General features: G+C 59.6%; 15 protein-coding genes. 4 read left to right on the top strand and 11 right to left on the bottom strand.

What is annotated here, in order from left to right:
* Nucleotides 1-97: 97 nt before the first annotated feature.
* From CGA21_RS20210 to CGA21_RS20165, 10 genes are all read right to left on the bottom strand, one after another.
* Nucleotides 98-841: a WecB/TagA/CpsF family glycosyltransferase gene (locus CGA21_RS20210; RefSeq protein WP_188264886.1), complete on the bottom strand. Its 744-nt coding sequence runs from the start codon at nucleotides 839-841 to the stop codon at nucleotides 98-100.
* Nucleotides 841-2,028, bottom strand: coding sequence for a glycosyltransferase family 2 protein (locus tag CGA21_RS20205; protein ID WP_188264885.1), 1,188 nt, complete (start codon nucleotides 2,026-2,028; stop codon nucleotides 841-843). The genes CGA21_RS20210 and CGA21_RS20205 overlap by 1 nt, the downstream gene beginning before the upstream one ends.
* On the bottom strand, nucleotides 2,025-3,227 hold the full coding sequence (locus CGA21_RS20200) for a glycosyltransferase (RefSeq protein WP_188264884.1): 1,203 nt from the start codon (nucleotides 3,225-3,227) through the stop codon (nucleotides 2,025-2,027). Before CGA21_RS20200 ends, CGA21_RS20205 begins: the two co-directional genes overlap by 4 nt.
* 71 nt (nucleotides 3,228-3,298) lie before the next feature.
* A complete protein-coding gene (locus CGA21_RS20195) occupies nucleotides 3,299-4,210 on the bottom strand; it encodes a DUF535 family protein (protein WP_370628275.1) in 912 nt (303 codons plus the stop codon).
* A gap of 19 nt (nucleotides 4,211-4,229) precedes the next feature.
* Complete coding sequence (locus CGA21_RS20190; RefSeq protein WP_110750868.1) at nucleotides 4,230-5,207, bottom strand: glycosyltransferase family 2 protein; 978 nt, start codon at nucleotides 5,205-5,207, stop codon at nucleotides 4,230-4,232.
* Nucleotides 5,208-5,212: 5 nt separating this feature from the next.
* On the bottom strand, nucleotides 5,213-5,737 hold the full coding sequence (locus CGA21_RS20185; protein WP_110750689.1) for a serine O-acetyltransferase: 525 nt from the start codon (nucleotides 5,735-5,737) through the stop codon (nucleotides 5,213-5,215).
* A gap of 8 nt (nucleotides 5,738-5,745) precedes the next feature.
* Nucleotides 5,746-6,702: a glycosyltransferase family 2 protein gene (locus tag CGA21_RS20180; RefSeq protein WP_110750690.1), complete on the bottom strand. Its 957-nt coding sequence runs from the start codon at nucleotides 6,700-6,702 to the stop codon at nucleotides 5,746-5,748.
* On the bottom strand, nucleotides 6,695-7,312 hold the full coding sequence (locus CGA21_RS20175) for an acyltransferase (protein WP_110750692.1): 618 nt from the start codon (nucleotides 7,310-7,312) through the stop codon (nucleotides 6,695-6,697). Before CGA21_RS20175 ends, CGA21_RS20180 begins: the two co-directional genes overlap by 8 nt.
* A 110-nt stretch (nucleotides 7,313-7,422) precedes the next feature.
* Nucleotides 7,423-8,889, bottom strand: a complete 1,467-nt coding sequence (locus CGA21_RS20170; protein ID WP_188264883.1) for an FAD-dependent oxidoreductase — start codon at nucleotides 8,887-8,889, stop codon at nucleotides 7,423-7,425.
* A gap of 262 nt (nucleotides 8,890-9,151) precedes the next feature.
* Nucleotides 9,152-10,543: an oligosaccharide flippase family protein gene (locus CGA21_RS20165; RefSeq protein ID WP_188264882.1), complete on the bottom strand. Its 1,392-nt coding sequence runs from the start codon at nucleotides 10,541-10,543 to the stop codon at nucleotides 9,152-9,154.
* 103 nt (nucleotides 10,544-10,646) lie between these two features.
* Between CGA21_RS20165 and CGA21_RS20160 the strand changes: the two genes are divergently transcribed.
* The 3 genes from CGA21_RS20160 (at nucleotide 10,647) to galE (ending at nucleotide 15,857) form a co-directional block, all read left to right on the top strand.
* Nucleotides 10,647-12,173, top strand: coding sequence for an O-antigen ligase family protein (locus CGA21_RS20160; protein WP_188264881.1), 1,527 nt, complete (start codon nucleotides 10,647-10,649; stop codon nucleotides 12,171-12,173).
* 5 nt (nucleotides 12,174-12,178) lie between these two features.
* A complete protein-coding gene (locus CGA21_RS20155; protein WP_188264880.1) occupies nucleotides 12,179-14,809 on the top strand; it encodes a cellulase family glycosylhydrolase in 2,631 nt (876 codons plus the stop codon).
* A 70-nt stretch (nucleotides 14,810-14,879) separates the two neighbouring features.
* The gene (galE, locus tag CGA21_RS20150) at nucleotides 14,880-15,857 is read left to right on the top strand and encodes a UDP-glucose 4-epimerase GalE (protein WP_188264879.1); all 978 of its coding nucleotides are present in this window, start codon (nucleotides 14,880-14,882) and stop codon (nucleotides 15,855-15,857) included.
* 320 nt (nucleotides 15,858-16,177) lie between these two features.
* Here the strand turns inward: galE and CGA21_RS20145 are convergent, their stop codons facing one another.
* Nucleotides 16,178-17,584, bottom strand: a complete 1,407-nt coding sequence (locus CGA21_RS20145) for a purine-cytosine permease family protein (protein ID WP_188264878.1) — start codon at nucleotides 17,582-17,584, stop codon at nucleotides 16,178-16,180.
* A 323-nt stretch (nucleotides 17,585-17,907) separates the two neighbouring features.
* Between CGA21_RS20145 and CGA21_RS20140 the strand changes: the two genes are divergently transcribed.
* The gene (locus CGA21_RS20140; protein WP_110750707.1) at nucleotides 17,908-18,393 is read left to right on the top strand and encodes a flavin reductase family protein; all 486 of its coding nucleotides are present in this window, start codon (nucleotides 17,908-17,910) and stop codon (nucleotides 18,391-18,393) included.
* Nucleotides 18,394-18,418 lie beyond the last annotated feature (25 nt).

The following is an 18,418-nucleotide window of genomic DNA, read 5'->3' as shown; positions in this document are numbered from 1 at the left end:
CCGCGTCAGCAAGTCGTCGCTTACATGAGCAGTAAAGATGCTACGCCGGAGTTTTGCAAGATATTACGGTGCCAAGCCTGTTCCTGCGGCACTCACCTCACCCCCGAGTCGGTACCCGGCAGGCAAGCGTTCTCAATATGAACAGAGGGTTACCGACCACATAACGGCTGAACAGCCGCTTGGGTTCACTGAGCAGCCTGAATACCCACTCGCAACCCAGGCCTCGCACCCATTGCGGAGCGCGACTCACCTTGCCGCCGAGAAAGTCCAGGATCGCCCCGCCACACACGATCAGGCAGGGCACGCCGCTGGCCGCCAGCCGGGCGGCAACGATTTCCTGCTTGGGCATGCCCATGCCCAACACCACCAGTTCCGGCTGATGTTGCCGGGCAAGTTCAAGGTAGGTCTGCACATCGTCGAAACCATGGTGGACAGACACGACATTGACTGCCAATGCCGTTTGGCAATGCTTTGCCGCATGGGCCAGGAAAGGCTCTTGCGTGCCCCATAACGCCACGCGCCGTCCTTTATAGGCCGACAGTAACTTGGGGATGAAGTCCGTGCCGTTCATGTTCAACCCCGGCTCCCTGCCCATTCGTCGAAACAGGATCGACATGCCGGAGCCATCGCGCAGCAACACGTCGGCGGCGGACAGTGCCTGGTAGTAGACATCGTCCCTGGCAACCAGGTTCATCGCATGGGCGTTGACGAACCCGAGCACCGTTGCCCGTTGCGGCCAGGCCAATGCCTCGATCAAGCGCTGCTCTTGATCGGTATCGGCGATGACCTTGAGTGACTGGATGATCGTTTGCCAGTTGTGCTGCCAGGCCAATGCACGCATCAGGAGTCATCTCGCTTGGAGCGCACCCATTCAACCTGGCGTTTAACCAGGAAGCCCAGGTACAGGGGGATTTTCTTCAGTGCGTATAACGGTGCATACAGCAACGCGGAAAACGCGATGATGGCGCGACCGAACTGACTCCACGCCAGCAAGATGGTGATCATCAACATGACCACCCCCACCGATGCGATCAATGCCGGCAGCCACGCACCGAACAGCAGCAACACCAACCAGGACAGGACAAACGCCGCGCCCAACAACAACGTCAGCAAGGCCAGTGGCGGCACCAATAGATCCAGGGTCATGGCCAGCAGGTTGAAGTTGCGTCGGGCAAGCGACTCCACCAGTAATTTGGGCGCGTCACCCAGGATCACGCCCAGGTGACCATGCTCCCAACGCGTACGCTGGGTCGTGAGGCCTTCGTCACTGCGGGGGAAATAGCTGGTCACCAGGGCATCGGGGCAAAACATCGGTGGCTTGCCGCTGCGACAGAAATCCAGGCCCATTTTCAGGTCTTCGACGATGTGACCACTGGCAAGCGTGATCAAGGGCAGGTCCCGCCAGACGAACGCCATGCCCGTGCCCATCAGCTGACAGGGCAGCCCCAGCCGGGCCCAGCCTTGCGGTCGCACCCGATTTTTCACGCACCAGGCAAACTCGGCAATCTGCACCTTCAGCCCCGCACCCGCTGGCGCACGCATCAGGTCAAGCGCCTGGGTCGGCCGCCCCGAGTCGATGCACTGAATGGCCAGGCGTTCGATGAAGCCCTCGTTCACCTGGCAATCGGCATCGACAATGATCAGCACTTCCGGCGCATCGCTGGCCAGGTGACGCGCGCCAAAATCCAGTGCATAGCCCTTGCCACGCTGCTGGGCATTGCTGCGCTCCACCACCTCGGCGCCGGCCGCCCGCGCCATCGCGGCGGTGTCGTCCGAGCAGTTGTCGGCGACCACCAACAGGCGGTCGCCCTCCTGCAGTTGCGGGCGCAGGCAATTCAAGGTGGCCTGGATAATCGAGGACTCATTGTGGGCCGGCACCAGCACCGCGACCCGAGGTCGCGGGCGTTGTGCGAGTGCTTGCGCACGCACCGGCAAGCCCGCCAGCAGCACCTGCACGAACAGCACCAGTACCGGCAGGAGGATGATCGCCAGCGGTACGCCGAGTAGCCAATTGAGGAATGTGATCATGCTTGCGCCTTGAACAGGTGAGCCAACTTGGTCGCTTCGGTATCGATATCATGGCGCTCCAGCACACGCTGATAAGCCGCTTCGCCCATGCGCTGCAACTGCTCGACCGGCTGCGCCAGGCAGTCCGCCAGCGCCACCGCCAACTCTTCCACCGCGCCCGCGGGAAACAGCCAGCCGTTCTCACCCTGGCGCACCAGCTCGGGAATGCCCGCCACATACGTGGTCAGCACCGGCCGGCGCAACGCCATGGCTTCCATGATGACCACCGGCAAGCCTTCGGCGAAGCTGGGCAACACCAGGGCCCGCGCGGCGAGAATTTCCATGCGCACCTGTTCGCTGCTGATCCAGCCGGTGATTCGCACACGCGATTGCAGGCCGTGCCGGGCAATCAATTCTTCGATCTGCGGGCGCATTTCGCCGTCGCCAGCCAGGACCAGCTCGAATGCCACGCCTTGTTCGGCCAAGCGGCGAGCGGCCTCCAGCAACAGCAATTGGCCCTTCTGCTCACACAGGCGCCCCACGCAAACCAACCGCGGCGCGGACGGCACCGCCACTGCGGGCACATCGTGAAAGGCCCGCTCCAGGCCACAATGCACAACCTTGACCCGAGCCCAATGCGCCGGGTCGACCCAGCGATACAACTGGCTGCGCCCATAGGCACTGATGGCCGCGACAAACGCCGAGCGCCGGACTTTCTCGCCCAGGTGAATGAACTGCGGTTTGTCGAACTCTTCCGGACCGTGCACGGTAAAACTGTACGTAGGCCCGCCCAGTGCGTTGGCCAGCATCACCACTTCGGTCGAGTTGGTGCCGAAATGGGCATGCACGTGCCGGGCACCGAACGCCTGCATCCAGGACAGCACGCGGCAAGCTTCGAGCAAATAGACCAGATGGTACGGCCAGGAACGATCGGCGCGCCGCCCCATGCGCAGCGCCAGCCAAAGCGTCGAAAAGAACCGCCGCGGTTGGGTACGCAGCACCTGCAGCGCAGGTCGCAGCAGCGCTTTGACGCCACCCGCCAGCACGTATTGGGTCTTGCTGCGTTCGGACTCGTCCTCGGCGTCCACCAATTCGGCATCCCAGCCTCGCAACGCGATGCGTTGGACCTCAAAGCCCTGGCGCTCCAGCGCCAGGATCTCGCGACGAATGAAGCTATGGCTGACCTTCGGGTATTGATTGATGAAATAAGCGATACGCATGGGCACCCGGCTTGAATGTCGTCGAAGTTGTTACTGCAGGTACCCCCACAGTAGTCCAGTAACCGGTCACGTCAATTCACTGCGTAGCTGCCTTTCAGCACCTGGTCGATCCTGGTGAAGGTATCGTCCAGCAGCTCATAGCGCCGGCGATACATGGCGCGTTTTTTTGAAGCAATGGTTTCCAGCGGCTTTCTGGACGAAGCCATGGGGATTTCAAAAAAGTCTTCGCGCGCAGACGGTGTCGCCCCGTGCTCAAGCCAGATCGAATCATAATTGGCGGCCAGCTCCTGGGCTTTGTGCGCGCCAAAATACGGGTGGCGATGATGACGATAGACATCCCCTACCGCGTAGATTTTTCCGACGCCGATATGGCTGGCGATGTACTTGATCACTTCAATCAGAAAGCTCCTGGGTCGCAGGCCTTCGAAGTCCTTGGTGACATCCCGGTAGATGGCCAGCGATCTTTCGCTCTCGATGCCTTTATGGATGCCCTGCACGGCACCGATGAAGATGCACAGCTCACCCTCCGTGCAACACAAGGTGAAGGCGATCGAGGCAATGCGCAGATCGCCCTGGAACAAATTCAGCACCAACTCGCCTTCACGCATGAACCAGAACGGGCGGTCCAATACCAACGTGCAACCTTCGGACCACGCCGTCAGGTCGCTCAGGACCAGGCTGTCGTCGCGCCCGAACAGCAGTAATTGCGGGCAGCTTTTCGTGACCACCTCGTAATGCGAGGCCATGACGCCCAGTTTGTCCTGAGAGTTCCAGCTTTTGCTGATGTAGGGCCAGTGGATGACGCCCAGGCAATCGCCACCGAGTCTCTCGATGCCGGTATCGCCCAGCGCGTTGGACATGCGCCCGAAAAACAGATTCAACTCGGTCCAGTTCTTGCCCACCAATAGCACAAACTTCAGTTTGTTCTTCAATGCCCTCAGGGAATAGCCAGCGTGCACGGAGAAGACGCTTTTGACGATCATCCAATAGTCCATCGAAGTCTCACTTGTATTCGATCAATGCGGATTTGCCGGCACCGAACCTGTTCAAAAGAAACTTGACCTGCCCGAACATCTCGGGAAATTTGCCCAGCACGAGGAAGAACGCCAGTAACCAGTTTTGCCGCGCAGGGCCAGCGCCCCGCCGGGCCAGGCGCGCGACCTGCAGCGGATAGATCAACAGCAGCAGCAACCCGGGCCAGCCCAGCAGCAGCGTGGCAATGACCGTTGCCAGCGGTACGCCCAAGCCCCAGAACCAGGCCCGTCGCGACTCACGGCGCCAATGGCGCTCCGGTGCGCCGCCATGTAGAAACGCGCCCTCGGCGAAGGCATAGCCGCCACGCAAGGTGCGCCGCCACCATTGGCCGAAGCGGGTCATGCTCGCATCGTGCAAAGTCATTTCCGCAGGCAAGCGCCAGACCTTCCAGCCCTTGGCTCGCAGTCGCACGCAGAGCTCCGGTTCTTCCCCGGCAATCAGGTCCGGGCGATACCCGCCCGCAGTAGCGAAGGCGTCCGCGCGCATCAGTGCATCGCCACCACAGGCGCTGGTCGCGCCAGTTGGCGTATCCCATTCGAGGTCGCACATCAGGTTATAAATGGAACGCTGCGGAAAACGTTCCCGGCGCCGCCCGCAAACCACCGCCACCTCAGGCCGGGCCTCAAGAAAGGCCTGTGCATGGGGTAGCCAACTGGCGACCACCTCGCAATCACCGTCGACGAACTGCACATGACGCATCGATGGCAACAGCCGTTGCAGCCGGGCGAAACCTTCATTGCGTGCACGTGCGGCCGTGAAGGCAATGCTCATGTCCAGTTCAACCACCTCGACACCAAGCCTTTGCGCCATCTGTACCGAACCGTCGGTGGAGCCCGAGTCGACATAGACGATCTGCTGCGCCGCACCGACCAGCGAAGCCAGGCAGCGCTCGAGTCGCTGGCCCTCATTGCGACCGATGACAACGACCCCAACCCCCGTCGTCACCGCGTTCATGAGCATTGCTCGGCATCGGCGAGCTTGCGCTGCTTGATGGTCGCGGGCACGCCGACTGCCACCGAGTTGTCAGGCACATCGGTCAACACCACGGCATTGGCGCCGATCACCACATTGTTGCCGATGCGGATATTGCCCAGCACCTTGGCGCCGGTACCGATGTCGACGTTGTTGCCCATCACCGGGGCGATCGGCTCCTTCACGTTCTTGAGCCCGACGACTACGCCGTTGCGGATCCGGCAGTCATCGCCGAACTGCGCATAACCACTGATCACGATGCCGCCGAAATGATCGATGACGAAGTTGCGCCCGACCACCACCTCACACGGCAGCTCGATGCCCGTTACGATCTGCACCAGCTTGAACAGCACTTTGTAGATAAAGGACAGCAATTTTCGCAGCAACGCCGGGCGCACGCCGTAGCGCCAGCGCCCGAAGCGATACACCAGCATCACCCAGAAACCCTGGGCGCCCCAATCACCCTCGTATGCTCGCAAGTCCGCACGTATGTTTTCGAACATGGACTGACCTACCGTGTGGGTTGGCTACCGAGTTTGGTTTTACGCAACAGTGCCCAGGTCACACGTGTGTGTTGCCAACAAGCCTTGATGGCGGCCCGACCGCGACCTTTCAACAAAGCCTTGAGCCCCAGGATCAGGTCACACAGGCATACCAGCAGCATGTGCAAGGCCAACCCCGGCAAACCGTGATGCTTGCGGAAGTACAACAGCTCGCTTTCGATTTGCAGGGTCTGCAGCTGTCGGCCGTCCATGTTCAGTTTGTCGACCGACTTGGCACTTTCGCCCCCGATATGCACCACCGACGTATGGGGGTAGTAGACCACCTTCCAGCCCGCCTCCTTGACGCGCCGGCAGTGATCGACTTCCTCGTAGTAGAGGAAATAGCGCGGATCGAACAAGCCGACCTTGTCGATCACTTCACGGCGGATCAGGTAATAGCAGCCGGGTACCCAGTCACACTCGCGCACCGAGGCATGATCCCAGTCCAGGTCGTCGACCAGTTTCACCCAAGGGAAAAAGCGCTCAAGCCCGGCCGTCACGAGGAAGACATTCAGCGGCGTCGGAAAATAACGGCAGGACGGTTGCATCTCGCCGTCCCGACCGACCAGGCGTACACCGAGGATCCCACAATCGGGATGAGTCTCCATGTACTCCAGGGTCTTGGCCAAGGTGTCGTCGGACACAAACGCGTCGGTATTGAGCAGCAACGCGTACTTGCCCTGCAGGTGTTCAACCAGCTGATTATTGGCCCGGCCAAAGCCGACATTGTCTTTATTGGCCAGCAATACGGCCTCGGGACAAATATCGCCCAGGCAATCGAGCGAGTTGTCCGCCGAAGCGTTGTCCACCACCAGGTAGCGTGCGTGGTCGGTACTCTTGGACTGGCGCAGCGCATTGAACATGGGCTGCAACAGACCCGCCGTGTTGTAGTTGACGACGAGCACATCCAGCGGCGCGCTACTCATTGGCTTTCTCGCCAAAGAAATACTGCGCCCTCATGGCCTTGAGCTTGGGCTCGTAGTCCGGGTCGAAGTGAGTGCCGCGCTGGCGGATGAGTTCCATCCACGGATAGGCTTCGCAACGTTCTTCGATTTTCTTGATCAGGTCTTCAACGGTGCAGAGCACCTTCGCCGGGTTCCCCCCCACCACGACACCGGGCGGAACATCCCGGGTGACCACGGCACCGGCGGCGACGATTGAGTTCGGACCGATTTTGCGGCCTGGCATGATGATGGACTGATAACCGATAAAACAGTTGTCGAATATATCGACCGCACCGACGGAGTCGAGCGTTTTACCGGCGCTGAGCTCGAATACGCCAATGAGCCCGTCGTGCCCGAATATCGTGCAGTCGGACAAGCCAACGTTGTTGCCGATGCGCAGCAGCGAAGGGTCGGGGATGTTGGCACCGGGATTGATCCATACGCCTTTGCCGACCGAATGTATGCCCCCCCAGCGCGCCAGGTAGTCCGCCCATTCATAGCCGGTGGGGTGGCAAAATCTCTTGAATAAACCCTTCCCCCGACCCGTTTTATTGACGTAGTAACGTATTGCACGCTTTGCTAGCCCAATCATCCTGTCAGCCTCACAAATTTCAGCGTTGACATCGGTACCAAGACCAGATGCACCATGGTTGTTGTTTTTGTGGCACCCCTAGTTGCTTGCTCTCCCTAAGGCTGTTTCACTCAAGAATACCTGCCTGCCGCAGGGCCCATTTGATGGTTGAGGTAATCCGCCAACCGCAGCGTCAGCTGCAACAGCGGCATGGTTGGATTGCTCGCGCCGGCCGTTGCAAACACACTGCTGCCAGCGACGTACAGGTTATGGGTGCCGAACACTTTGCTGTTCTCATCGACCACCCCGAATTCAGGGGAGCTGGCCATCCGCGTAGTGCCCATGTGATGGGCATGCGGCACGACTTTGAGCGGCAGGGAAACGTCATACACCGCTTCCTCCAACTTGACATAGCCAAGCCCTTCTTCGGCAAAACACTTTGCCACCTCCAGGCCGATGCTTTTTATGGTCTCCCTGTCTTCAGGGGCGAGCTCCCAATGGACGTTGGCCGTTCTCATCCCCAGTTCGTCGTGTTCTTGCGTCAACGAGACGCGACTCTTGCGGTTGGGAAACTGCTCGATCATCGTGCCGAGCTCCCCGTCACCGGGACAGTTGAACTTGGTAATGAACTCGATCTTGTGCGCAATGCCTGCCTTGCACGCCAGGTTCTCGAAAAAACCCTTGACTGCCGCCATGCGTCCATAGGTTTCCACCGCCGACACCAAGGACGCGGTGACATTGCCTTTACCGGAATGATGTTCGATCACAAACGCATCCTTGGTATAGAACTGCCTGGCCTCCCGGCTTTCACCTTCGTTGAGGATGAAGGTACCGAGGGCGATGTTCAGGTGTTCCATGAAGCATCGACCGACCAGGCCATCCTCGGTGATAACGCCGGCAGCGACCAATGACTTGCTGTTGAGCAACTGCCTGGCGTTCTCGATTGCACCGGTGGCCAGGATGAATTGCTTGGCCGAGACACGCTCTTGCTTGCGCTCGTAATCGGACACTACGACCGCGGTGATGCGGCCGGTGTTGCTGTCGAAATCCAGGTCGACGCAATTGCAGTTGATGAAGACGTCCAGGCCCTCGGTCTCCTCGAGTTCCTTGGCATACTTTTGTGCAAATCGGGTCGGCGGACTGAGCAGGAAACGGTCGGCTTCGAATTCGTCGCTGTTGAAGGCCGCGTTGACGGTCTTGAATCCCGAGTCCAGCGGCAAGTCCAGAATGGCCATGGCCGCGGGCAGATTGCGTTCCATCTCGGAAAACGCGATGGGCCAACCGGGCAAGTTTACCGGTGGGGACAGGGTAAAGTCGGAAGGCTCGAAGGGGCGGCAACGACCGGCCCAATGATTGGAGGTGCCACCCAGATAGCGCAGCCGGGTTTCTTCAGCGAAGACATCCAGCCCCGTGGAGGGACACTTGTAGAGGTTTTGCGAATACGCGGCATATTCGCGCCCCCCGCCCTCCAGAAGCACTACACGCCAGCCATTGCCAGCCAAACGCAAGGCCAGCGTAATGCCGGCCGGGCCTGCACCAACGATGCAGAAATCATAGTGATCGCGCAGGTCTTTCTGCGTTTGGTAGTCCTTGATCATATGTGCAGTTACCGGAAATGCGCGGCAGGTAATACCCACCCGTTGATCACGACAAACTCCGATTTCCCTGCAGTAGGCCGAACCCCACCCCCGGTAAATTTCATCGCCAGCCCCCCCAGGCTTAACAGGGCAAATGCCCGAATGAGTCCTCTGCGACTGATGACAGAGGTATTCAACACGCGTTCACTCATCACTCACGACTCCACTGGATCGAGATTTGCATCCGAGATTCAAAGGGTGCTTCAACGTCAAGAAAAACCGGTCAGGCGCTTAAATCGAACAGCCACTTGAAAACGACCAGCACCAGCTCCCCGCACAACGCCCCTACCACCAGCATAGGCAACACAATCAGCTCGCGCTTGATATCAAGAATACCCACGCGACGATTGACATACACAACCAACACCAAGGTCGGCAACGTATGCAGCGCGACGCCCCAGATCGCCCAATCGACCCCACCGAAAGCCAGTAACAGCGGGACCAGCACCCATAACGACACCACACGGATGATGTTGTCGATGGCCTGGTACTTGGTAAGTCCCAGGGCGATCCAGATTTGATTGGCCACGATGTAGCGCATCACGAAAAACGACGTCGAGAGCACGGCCATCATGTGGCCAGCCTGGGCGTAACGGTCGTCGTACAACACTTTGATGATGAGCGGACTGGTGACCCAGAGGAACCCGCAAAGAAACAGCAACGCAACGTCGACCATCATCTTGAAGCGGTAATACAACCTGCGCAGGCGCTCAAAGTCATTGGTTCTGGCGGCTTCGCCGAAGGCTGGCAGGGCCACGGCCCCGACCACTTTCAACACGCCGGTCTGCAAAGCGCCAAGAATCAGTACGGCAATCGAATACACACCCATTTCGAAGACTGTCATGCTGCCGCCGAAAATGATCCGGTCACCCTGCATGGACAGTACGCCCACGGCCGAAGACAACAGGATCCAGCGACCGAAGACCATCAGCTCGTGGAGTGCGGCGCGTTCCCAGCGCAGGCTGTTGGAGGGCCCTTCGAACCAGAAATGCCCAAGCAACGTGCTGACCAGGGCCGTGACCAGGCCGGCCGCCACCAGCGACCAGATGGAATGGGTGAAGTAACCGATGACCAGCATCACCAGCAGGCCGACGACCTGGGAGACGAACTCGGCGATCACCACTTTCTTTTGCTGGAAGGCGCGAACGGCCAGGTCGACTTTGGTCGACTGGAACCCATAGATGATCGCGGTAACACCGGTCCAGGCCAACACCATCGGCAGCTCGGGCGCAGCGTAGGTGGAGTTGTGCGACCAGAAATCGATGACTTGCGAATACCAGGCAGCGGCTGCCAGCAACAGCGTAAAGGCGAACAGTATGAAGCCGCGCACGATCTGCACGGTCCAGAGGGTATTGAGGAAGTGCGGGTCGTCTCCACGGGGACTCTGCAAGATGTTCTGGCGCAACCCCACATCGGAGAGCAGGTGCAGAACGAACAAGACGGTGGTGGCGATGGCGATGATACCGAACATTTCCGGCATCAGCAGGCGGGTCATCACCAGGTTGCCGCCCAGGCGTATCGCTTGCGAAGTGACCAGTGCCCCCAGGTTCCATGCCCCAGCAGATATCGCTCGACGACGAAGGCTGAACGTTGGCGATATGTTAACTGAAGGCATAACATCAATCCCCGTATTGAACGACTCGAAAGGTACTATAGTCGCTATTAGGCAAACCACTAGCCATTAGCCATCGCTCTCTCATCAAATAAATCGGTAGCCCATGCCTGAGCACTTTCGCGCGTTAGTCGTCATCCTGGTCCTTGCCGGTATCGTCTTCGCTTTTGCACGGCGACCGGCGGCAGATTTGATCCCCATGAGTGATTTCACCCGTCGGCGCAACCTTTGGTTTGGATTGACGCTGGTGGCCTTTTTTTCCTACAGCTTCTGGGTATACGCCGGCGTTGCCGCAATCATTCTGATAGCCACGCGACAGCGGGAGCGCAATCCCCTGGCGTTGTTCTTCATGCTGTTGTTTCTCATTCCACCCGCCAATGCGCAGGTCCCCGGCTTCGGCCTGGTCAACTATCTGTTTGACCTGAACCATGTACGCCTATTGTCACTGTGTGTGCTACTCCCGGCTTTTCTGGCCTTGCGCGGGAAGCCGGATACGTTGCCCTTCGGGCGTATCTGGCCGGACAAGCTGCTGCTTGCCTTTCTCCTCCTGACCGCTGCGCTTTCGCTACGCCAGACCACGCCCACGGATACATTGCGTCAATCGCTCAATCTGTTCGTCGATGTTTTTTTGCCTTACTACGTTGCCAGCCGGGCGCTGAAGAATGTCAGCGACTTCAAGGATGCGCTGTTGGCCTTTCTACTTGCCGCCATGCTGCTGTCGATAATCGGTCTTTTCGAATTTACCCGCCGATGGCTGCTGTATAACGCGCTGACGGATGCCATGGGCGTGCAATGGGAAATTTCCACTTATCTGAGCCGTGGCGGCTCGCTGCGCGCCAGCGTGACCACTGGCCAGGCTATTGCGCTGGGTTATGTGATCGCCGTGGCCATCGGTTTCTATCTGTTCCTGCAGGAGGGCGTTCACAGCAAAATGCAGCGACGCCTTGGCGCCCTGCTGCTCGCCGGCGGATTGTTTGCGCCCCTGTCGCGCGGCCCGTGGATCGGTGCCGCCGTCATGATCGTCATGTTCATCGGCACCGGCCGATATGCGGTCAGGCGCCTGATGCTCCTCGGGTTCGCCGCCGTGCTCGCCCTGCCGCTGCTGGCCATCGTGCCCGGCGGACAAAAAATCATTGACCTGCTGCCCTTCATCGGCTCGGTGGAAGCCGAGAACATCACCTACCGCCAGCGCTTGATCGATAACTCGCTGATCGTGATCCAGCGCAATTTGTGGCTGGGTTCCTTCGATTACCGCAGCACCCCCGAAATGCAGTCAATGATCCAGGGCCAGGGCATCATCGACATCGTCAACACCTATATCGCCGTCGCCCTGCAAATGGGCGTTATCGGGCTGACGCTGTTCGTGGGCTTTTTCGCCACGATTGCGCTTGGCATTCGCAAGGCGATGCGTTCCTTTCCCAAGCAGGACGATGAGTCACGAAGGCTCGGACGCGCCTTGCTGGCGACACTGGCGGGAATACTGGTGACCATCATCACCGTCAGCAGCATTACAGTCATCCCCGTGGTGTATTGGTCGGTGGCCGGGCTGGGCGTGTCCTATGCTCAGATGGCCCGCAGGCTCAAGCGCGCAGAGACAGCAAGCAGCAAGAGTACCCTCCTACAGACTTGGTAACGCTCATGACGTGTTTTTTTTACCGCATGCCTCTGCTGTCATTCTTTCTCCTGTTTGTTGTCATTTGGCCATTGAGTACCCGGGCGGCGGAGTGGGTCGCCAGCGTGGATGAACGCAGCGGCCTGCCCCAGGTCACGCGTGGTGGCAGCCCTGCCATGGCCTCTCAATTCGTCTTTTGGGGTGGCAACTGGGACTGGGCGGATTTCACCCCCTCGCTCAAGGTGATCTCGCCCTTTGTCTACGCCATGGAGGGCAAGAGCCAGAAACTCGATTTCGATGCGACCGGGCAGATTCGCAAGCAAGACGAGCAGACGTTGAGCATCAACCTTGTGCTGGATGCCCGCAGCCTCAAGACGAACGTGATGGGCGGGGGTATCGTCTTCAACTTCGACCCGGCCCTTGCCGAAGCAATGGGTGAGCCGGTGTTGCTGCCTGGCAACCGCGGCTGGACCTGGGGCAATGCCCAGGGGCGGCGCATCGAGATGCGCTTCGAACCCGCGCTGGCGAGGGTGTATTTTGAACCGGGTGATCGTTCCCAGATACGCGCTTTCCTTTACAAGGACCGGATCCAGCCCGGTCGAGAACACTTCACGGCCACGTTCAGCGTGGCTGGCGACGTGGCGCTGGGGCCGACCGCCGCAGAACGCTTTGGCGTAACGGACCCGAAAAGCTGGCCGAGCGACCGACTGGACTGGAAAACCGCACCGGTCGACCTGTCCTTTCTCAATGCCCCGGAAAAACCTGCAGGCAAGCGTGGATTCGTCAAGGCTGTCGGCGAGCAACTGCTGTTTGCCGACAACACTCCGGCACGCTTCTGGGGCACCAACCTGTCGGCCTATACGTTATTTCAAACACCCGACGATGCGATCAAGCTGCAGGCCAAGCGTCTCTCCGCCCTGGGTTTCAATCTGGTGCGACTGCACCACCATGATTCGTGGTGGGTCCTCCCCAACATCTTCGGTGACGGCAGGAAAGTGCATGATACCCAGCGCCTGAGCGAAGAATCCCTGAAGAAGCTCGACTTGTGGATCAAGTGCCTCAAGGATGAGGGCATCTATGTATGGCTCGACATGCACGTTCAACGCGCCCTCTGGGCGAACGACAACATCTTTGCCTTCGATGAATTGCCGAAGAACGAGTATGGCATCGCCGACCTCAAGGGCTACGCCTACGTAAACGAGACGATCCAGCGGGCCATGAAACGCTTTGCCAAGGATTATCTGAGCCACGTGAACAGCTTCACGGGCCTGGCCTACAAGGACGACCCGGCGGTTGCCGCCGTTCTGATCACCAACGAAAACGACATCACCCAACACTTTGGCAACGCCCTGTTGCCCGACAAGTCCGTGCCCAAGCACAACGAGCTGTACATGAAGGCTGCCAAGGCCTTCGCCAAACAGCACGACCTGCCTGAAGACCAGACCTGGCGATCCTGGGAGCCTGGCCCGGCCAAGCTGTTCCTCAACGACCTGGAACGGCGCTTCAACGTAGACATGATCGAGTCGTTGCGCGAGACCGGCGTGAAAGTGCCGATTGCCACGACCAGCAGTTGGGGCGGCAATGGTCTGAGCGCCCTGCCCGCCCTGACTGCCGGGGATGTAGTCGACGTGCATATCTACGGTGGCCCGGGGACCCTTGAGAAAAACCCGCTGACCAGCGCCAGCCTGGTGGACTGGATTGGTGCCGGCCAAGTCGTCGGCAAACCCCTGACCGTCACCGAATGGAACAACGAACCCTTCCCGATAGCCGACCGCCACTCGCTACCTCTGTACATGGCCGGCACGGCCAGCCATCAGGGCTGGGATGCGCTGATGCAATATGCCTACAGCCAGGAAAAACTCACCGAGCAATCGCAATCAGCCGGCAACTGGCACGCCTACAACGATCCGGCCATGCTGGCCACCCTGCCCGCCGCTGCCCTGCTTTATCGCCGCGGCGACGTTCACGAAGCCAAGACCACCTATGTCTTCGCGCCGACGCCAGAGACCCTGTTCAACCAACGTATTACACCCGACAGCTCGGCCCTGCTGCGCACCGCCATGGAGAAAGGCAAGCTGCAAATCGCCATGCCACAGACACCGCAACTGCCCTGGTTGCAACCGGGCATCATCGCCAGGAATGCACAAGTGTTCCACGACCCGGCACAGTCTCTATTGGACGCCACGGCCAGCGAATCCACCACGGACACCGGTGAACTCAAGCGCAACTGGAAACAAGGCCTCTACACCATCGATACGCCTCGCACCCAGGCGGCCACCGGCTGGATCGGCGGCAAGTCGATCCAGCTGGGCAATATCCAGGTGCAACTCAAGACTGCCTACGCCAGCGTCGTGGTGCAAAGCCTGGACGGCGTGCCCGTCGGCAAGTCCGCAGACCTGCTGATTTCCCTGGGCAGCCGGGCTATCCCCAAGGACAACGACGAGACGCCTTTCCATGTCGAGCCTCTGGAGGGCACGCTGTCCATCCAGGCCCCACCGGGCTTGACGCTGTTCACCCAGGGCGGCCCCCTTGGGCAACTGGGGAAACTGCCTGCCACCTACCTGGATGGCCGCTACACCATCAAATTTGACGGCCTGCAGGCGTCCAATTGGTTATTCCTGAAAAAAGCATCGCAAGCGAGTGAACCTCTGAAGTGACGGCAAAGACCTTTTAAAGGACGGGTCAGCCGCCTTGCGCTGACACCGCATCGATATCAAGGAGAGCGGCATGAAATTCCTGGTGATTGGCGGCGCAGGCTACATCGGTTCACACATGGTCAAGCAGTTGCTTGGCGCGGGGCACGAACTGGTGGTGGCGGACAACTTTTCCACGGGCTATCGCAGCGCGTTGCTGGGCGGAACACTGGTCGAGCTCGACATCGCCGACGCCCAGGCGCTGGATGCCTTGTTCGCCAGCCACCACTTCGATGCCGTGTTCCACTTCGCCTCTTTCATACAGGTGGGCGAATCCGTCACCGAACCGGCCAAGTATTACCAGAACAACCTGGCGGCCACCCTGACACTGCTCAAGGCCATGGTTCGCGCCGGGGTCAAACGCTTCATTTTCTCCTCGACCGCCGCCGTTTATGGCGACCCGCAATACGTGCCCATCGATGAGGCGCACCCCAAGGCTGCGATCAACCCCTATGGTCGCACCAAGTGGATGGTGGAGCAGATGCTGGAAGATTTCGACCGCGCCTATGGGCTCAAATCGGTCTGCCTGCGCTACTTCAACGCCGCCGGCGCGGACCCTGACGGGCAACTGGGGGAACGCCATGAACCGGAAACCCACCTGCTGCCGCTGATCCTGCAGGCCGCTTCCGGACGGCGCAAAACCATCACTGTCTATGGCTTTGACTACGACACGCCGGACGGCACCTGTATCCGCGACTACGTCCACGTTTGTGACCTGGTTGCCGCGCACGCCCTGGCCGTGGACTATTTATTGGCGGGGGGTAGCAGCACGGCGTTCAACCTGGGCAATGGCCAGGGCTTCTCGGTGCAACAAGTGATCGACACCGCGCGCCGCGTAACCGGCCGGGACATCTACATCAGCGAAGCCTCACGCCGCGCTGGCGACCCGCCACGGTTGGTGGCGGATGCGTCCAGGGCTAACACACTGCTGGCTTGGCGACCGCAATACGCCAGGTTGGAACAGATCGTGGCGCATGCCTGGGAGTGGGAGAGGAAGTATCCCTGGCATTGAAGACGGGCATATTTAGTCAACAGAGTCCGGGTAGGCTGGGAGGCGCCTTCACTGGCAAGCCAGCTCCCACAGTGGATCGAGTACATTCGCGAGCGATTGGTTGGCTGTAAAGCCGCCTTCGCGAGCAGGCTCGCTCCCACAGAGGGTAGGTGTACATCTGCAGGGAACAGGTTGGCTGCAAGGCCGCCTTCGCCGGCAAGCCTGGCTCCTACAAGACTCTTACCCCAGTGAGGTATGGACCCCAAGTATGTTCCCCAATCACCCAAACAAAAATGCCCGGCAAAAGCCGGGCATCAAAGACAAACACCAGGGCTCAAAATTCAGTCGGTATAACTCAACTCAGAAGCCCTGCCCTCCTGGGTCCGTCCACGCGTAGCCAGGCAGTAGTAGAGCGGACACGTCACCACCAACCCCACCAGCCAGGACAAATCGGCACCCTCGACCAGATTGGCATAAGGCCCCACATACAACGACGTGTTGGCAAACGGCAACTGCACAATGATCCCGATGAAATACGCCACGATCGCATGCAGATTGAAGCGCCCATACATCCCGCCATCCGCACGGAAAATCGAGGCAATGTCATACCGCCCACGCTTGATCACATAGAAGTCGATCAGGTTGATCGAAGCCCATGGCACCAGCACCAGCAGCAATGCCAGGATCAGCCCGATGAACTGCGAGATGAAATCCGCCGAAGCGCCCAATGCCACCACACAGCAACCCGCCAGCACCCCGCTCGACAAGACCACGCGCACCTTGATGCTCGGCGTCCACTGACTGGCGAACGTCTGGATCGAGGTGATGATCGACAGCACCGCGCCATACAGATTCAAGGCGTTGTGGCTGATGATATTGAGCAGGAACAGTACCATCAGGATCGGTCCCAGCCAGCCGGTGGATTGCTTCACCGCGGCCATCGCTTCAGTACCTTCCGGCGTCGCCAACACAGCCACCGCACCGAAGGTGAAGGACAGGATCGTGCCCAGGGTTGCCCCCAGGTAGGTGGCCCAGAACGGCTTGGCAATGCCGATATCCGCCGGCAGGTAACGCGAATAGTCAGACACGTAGGGCGAAAAGCTTATCTGCCAGATGATCCCCAGGGACACGGTGGCCAGCCAGCCGGACAGGTTAAAACCACCCCGGGTGAAAAAGTCCGCCGGCAGGTCATGGGCAAAGATGTAGAGGAACCCGGCGAGCAAGGCGCTGCCCATGACCCAAGTGCCGATGCGGTTGAGCGAATGGATGAAGCGGTAACCGATCACGCCGATCGCCGTGGCGCTGAGCGCTCCGATCAGGATGCTCGCCGGCACCGGTACCGAGGGCGCGATGCCGACAATCGACTTGCCCGCCAGGACGATGTTGGAGATGAAGAAGCCGACGTAGATCAGTGCGGCGAAGAACACGATCAGCAACGCGCCATAGCGGCCGAACTGGCCACGGCTCTGGACCATTTGTGGAATACCCATGCGCGGCCCCTGCGCCGAGGCCAGGGCAATCACCAGCCCGCCCACCATGTGCCCGAGGGCAATCGCCAGCAGCCCCCAAAACAGGTCGAGATGGAACACCTGGACCACCATGGCACCGGTGACGATGGGCAGCGGCGCGATGTTGGTGCTGAACCACAGGGTGAAGAGATCGCGGGCCTTCCCATGGCGCTCTGCGAGTGGAACGTAATCGACCGTGTGATTTTCGATCAACGGGTCTTGCCGGGACATCTGGGACATATGCATGAACTCGAGTTTGTCTGTTCTTATCTTTGTATGAAGCCAAACCGGGGGGACTCTCTGGCCGCCCCTCAGATGCGCACCATATTATGGTATTCCAACATTTGCACAAGACTGATTCGGTCTTTAAGCGCCCATCTGATCCGGTATTCTCCGGCAGATCTGCACCGGTTGCCTGGCTGAAAGCCCCGCAAACACTGACTTCAATACCACAGGCATACGTTTATCGGACGACCAAAAAAGCCCTTGCAAACGATGTATTACGGTATACCATCAGACCTACAAACTCATAAAAACCACGTTCCACTCCCGAGGACAGTCCAATGATCGATGCCGCCATCTACAAACAAGTCATGGGCTCGTTCCCGTCCGGCGTCTGCGTGATCACCACCCTTGACGACGACGGGCAGATCGTCGGCCTGACCGCCAGCGCCTTCAGCTCGCTGTCGATGGACCCGGCCCTGGTGCTGTTCTGCCCTAACTACAGCTCAGACTCGTACCCGGTCCTGATCAGGAACAAACGCTTCGCCATTCATGTGCTGTCCGGCGGCCAGCAGAGTGAAGCCTATGCCTTCGCACGCAAGGGCAAGGACAAGGCGCAAGGCATCGAGTGGACGTTGAGTGAGCTCGGCAACCCGATCCTGGCCAACGCCACGGCGGTTATCGAATGCGAACTGTGGCGCGAGTATGAAGGGGGCGACCACGCGATCATGGTCGGCGCGGTGAAGAACCTGATCGTGCCCCAACACAATGCGGGGCCACTGGTGTATTGCCACGGCAAGATGGGCGCCCTGCCCGTTCTGGCCTGACACAGCAAAAGATCGCAGCCTTCGG

It is taken from the genome of Pseudomonas sp. PSB11, from assembly GCF_014596605.1.
Classification (GTDB): domain Bacteria; phylum Pseudomonadota; class Gammaproteobacteria; order Pseudomonadales; family Pseudomonadaceae; genus Aquipseudomonas; species Aquipseudomonas umsongensis.
The sequence above is the reverse complement of the archived record's forward strand: the minus strand, read 5'-3'. Positions and strand labels throughout refer to the sequence as shown.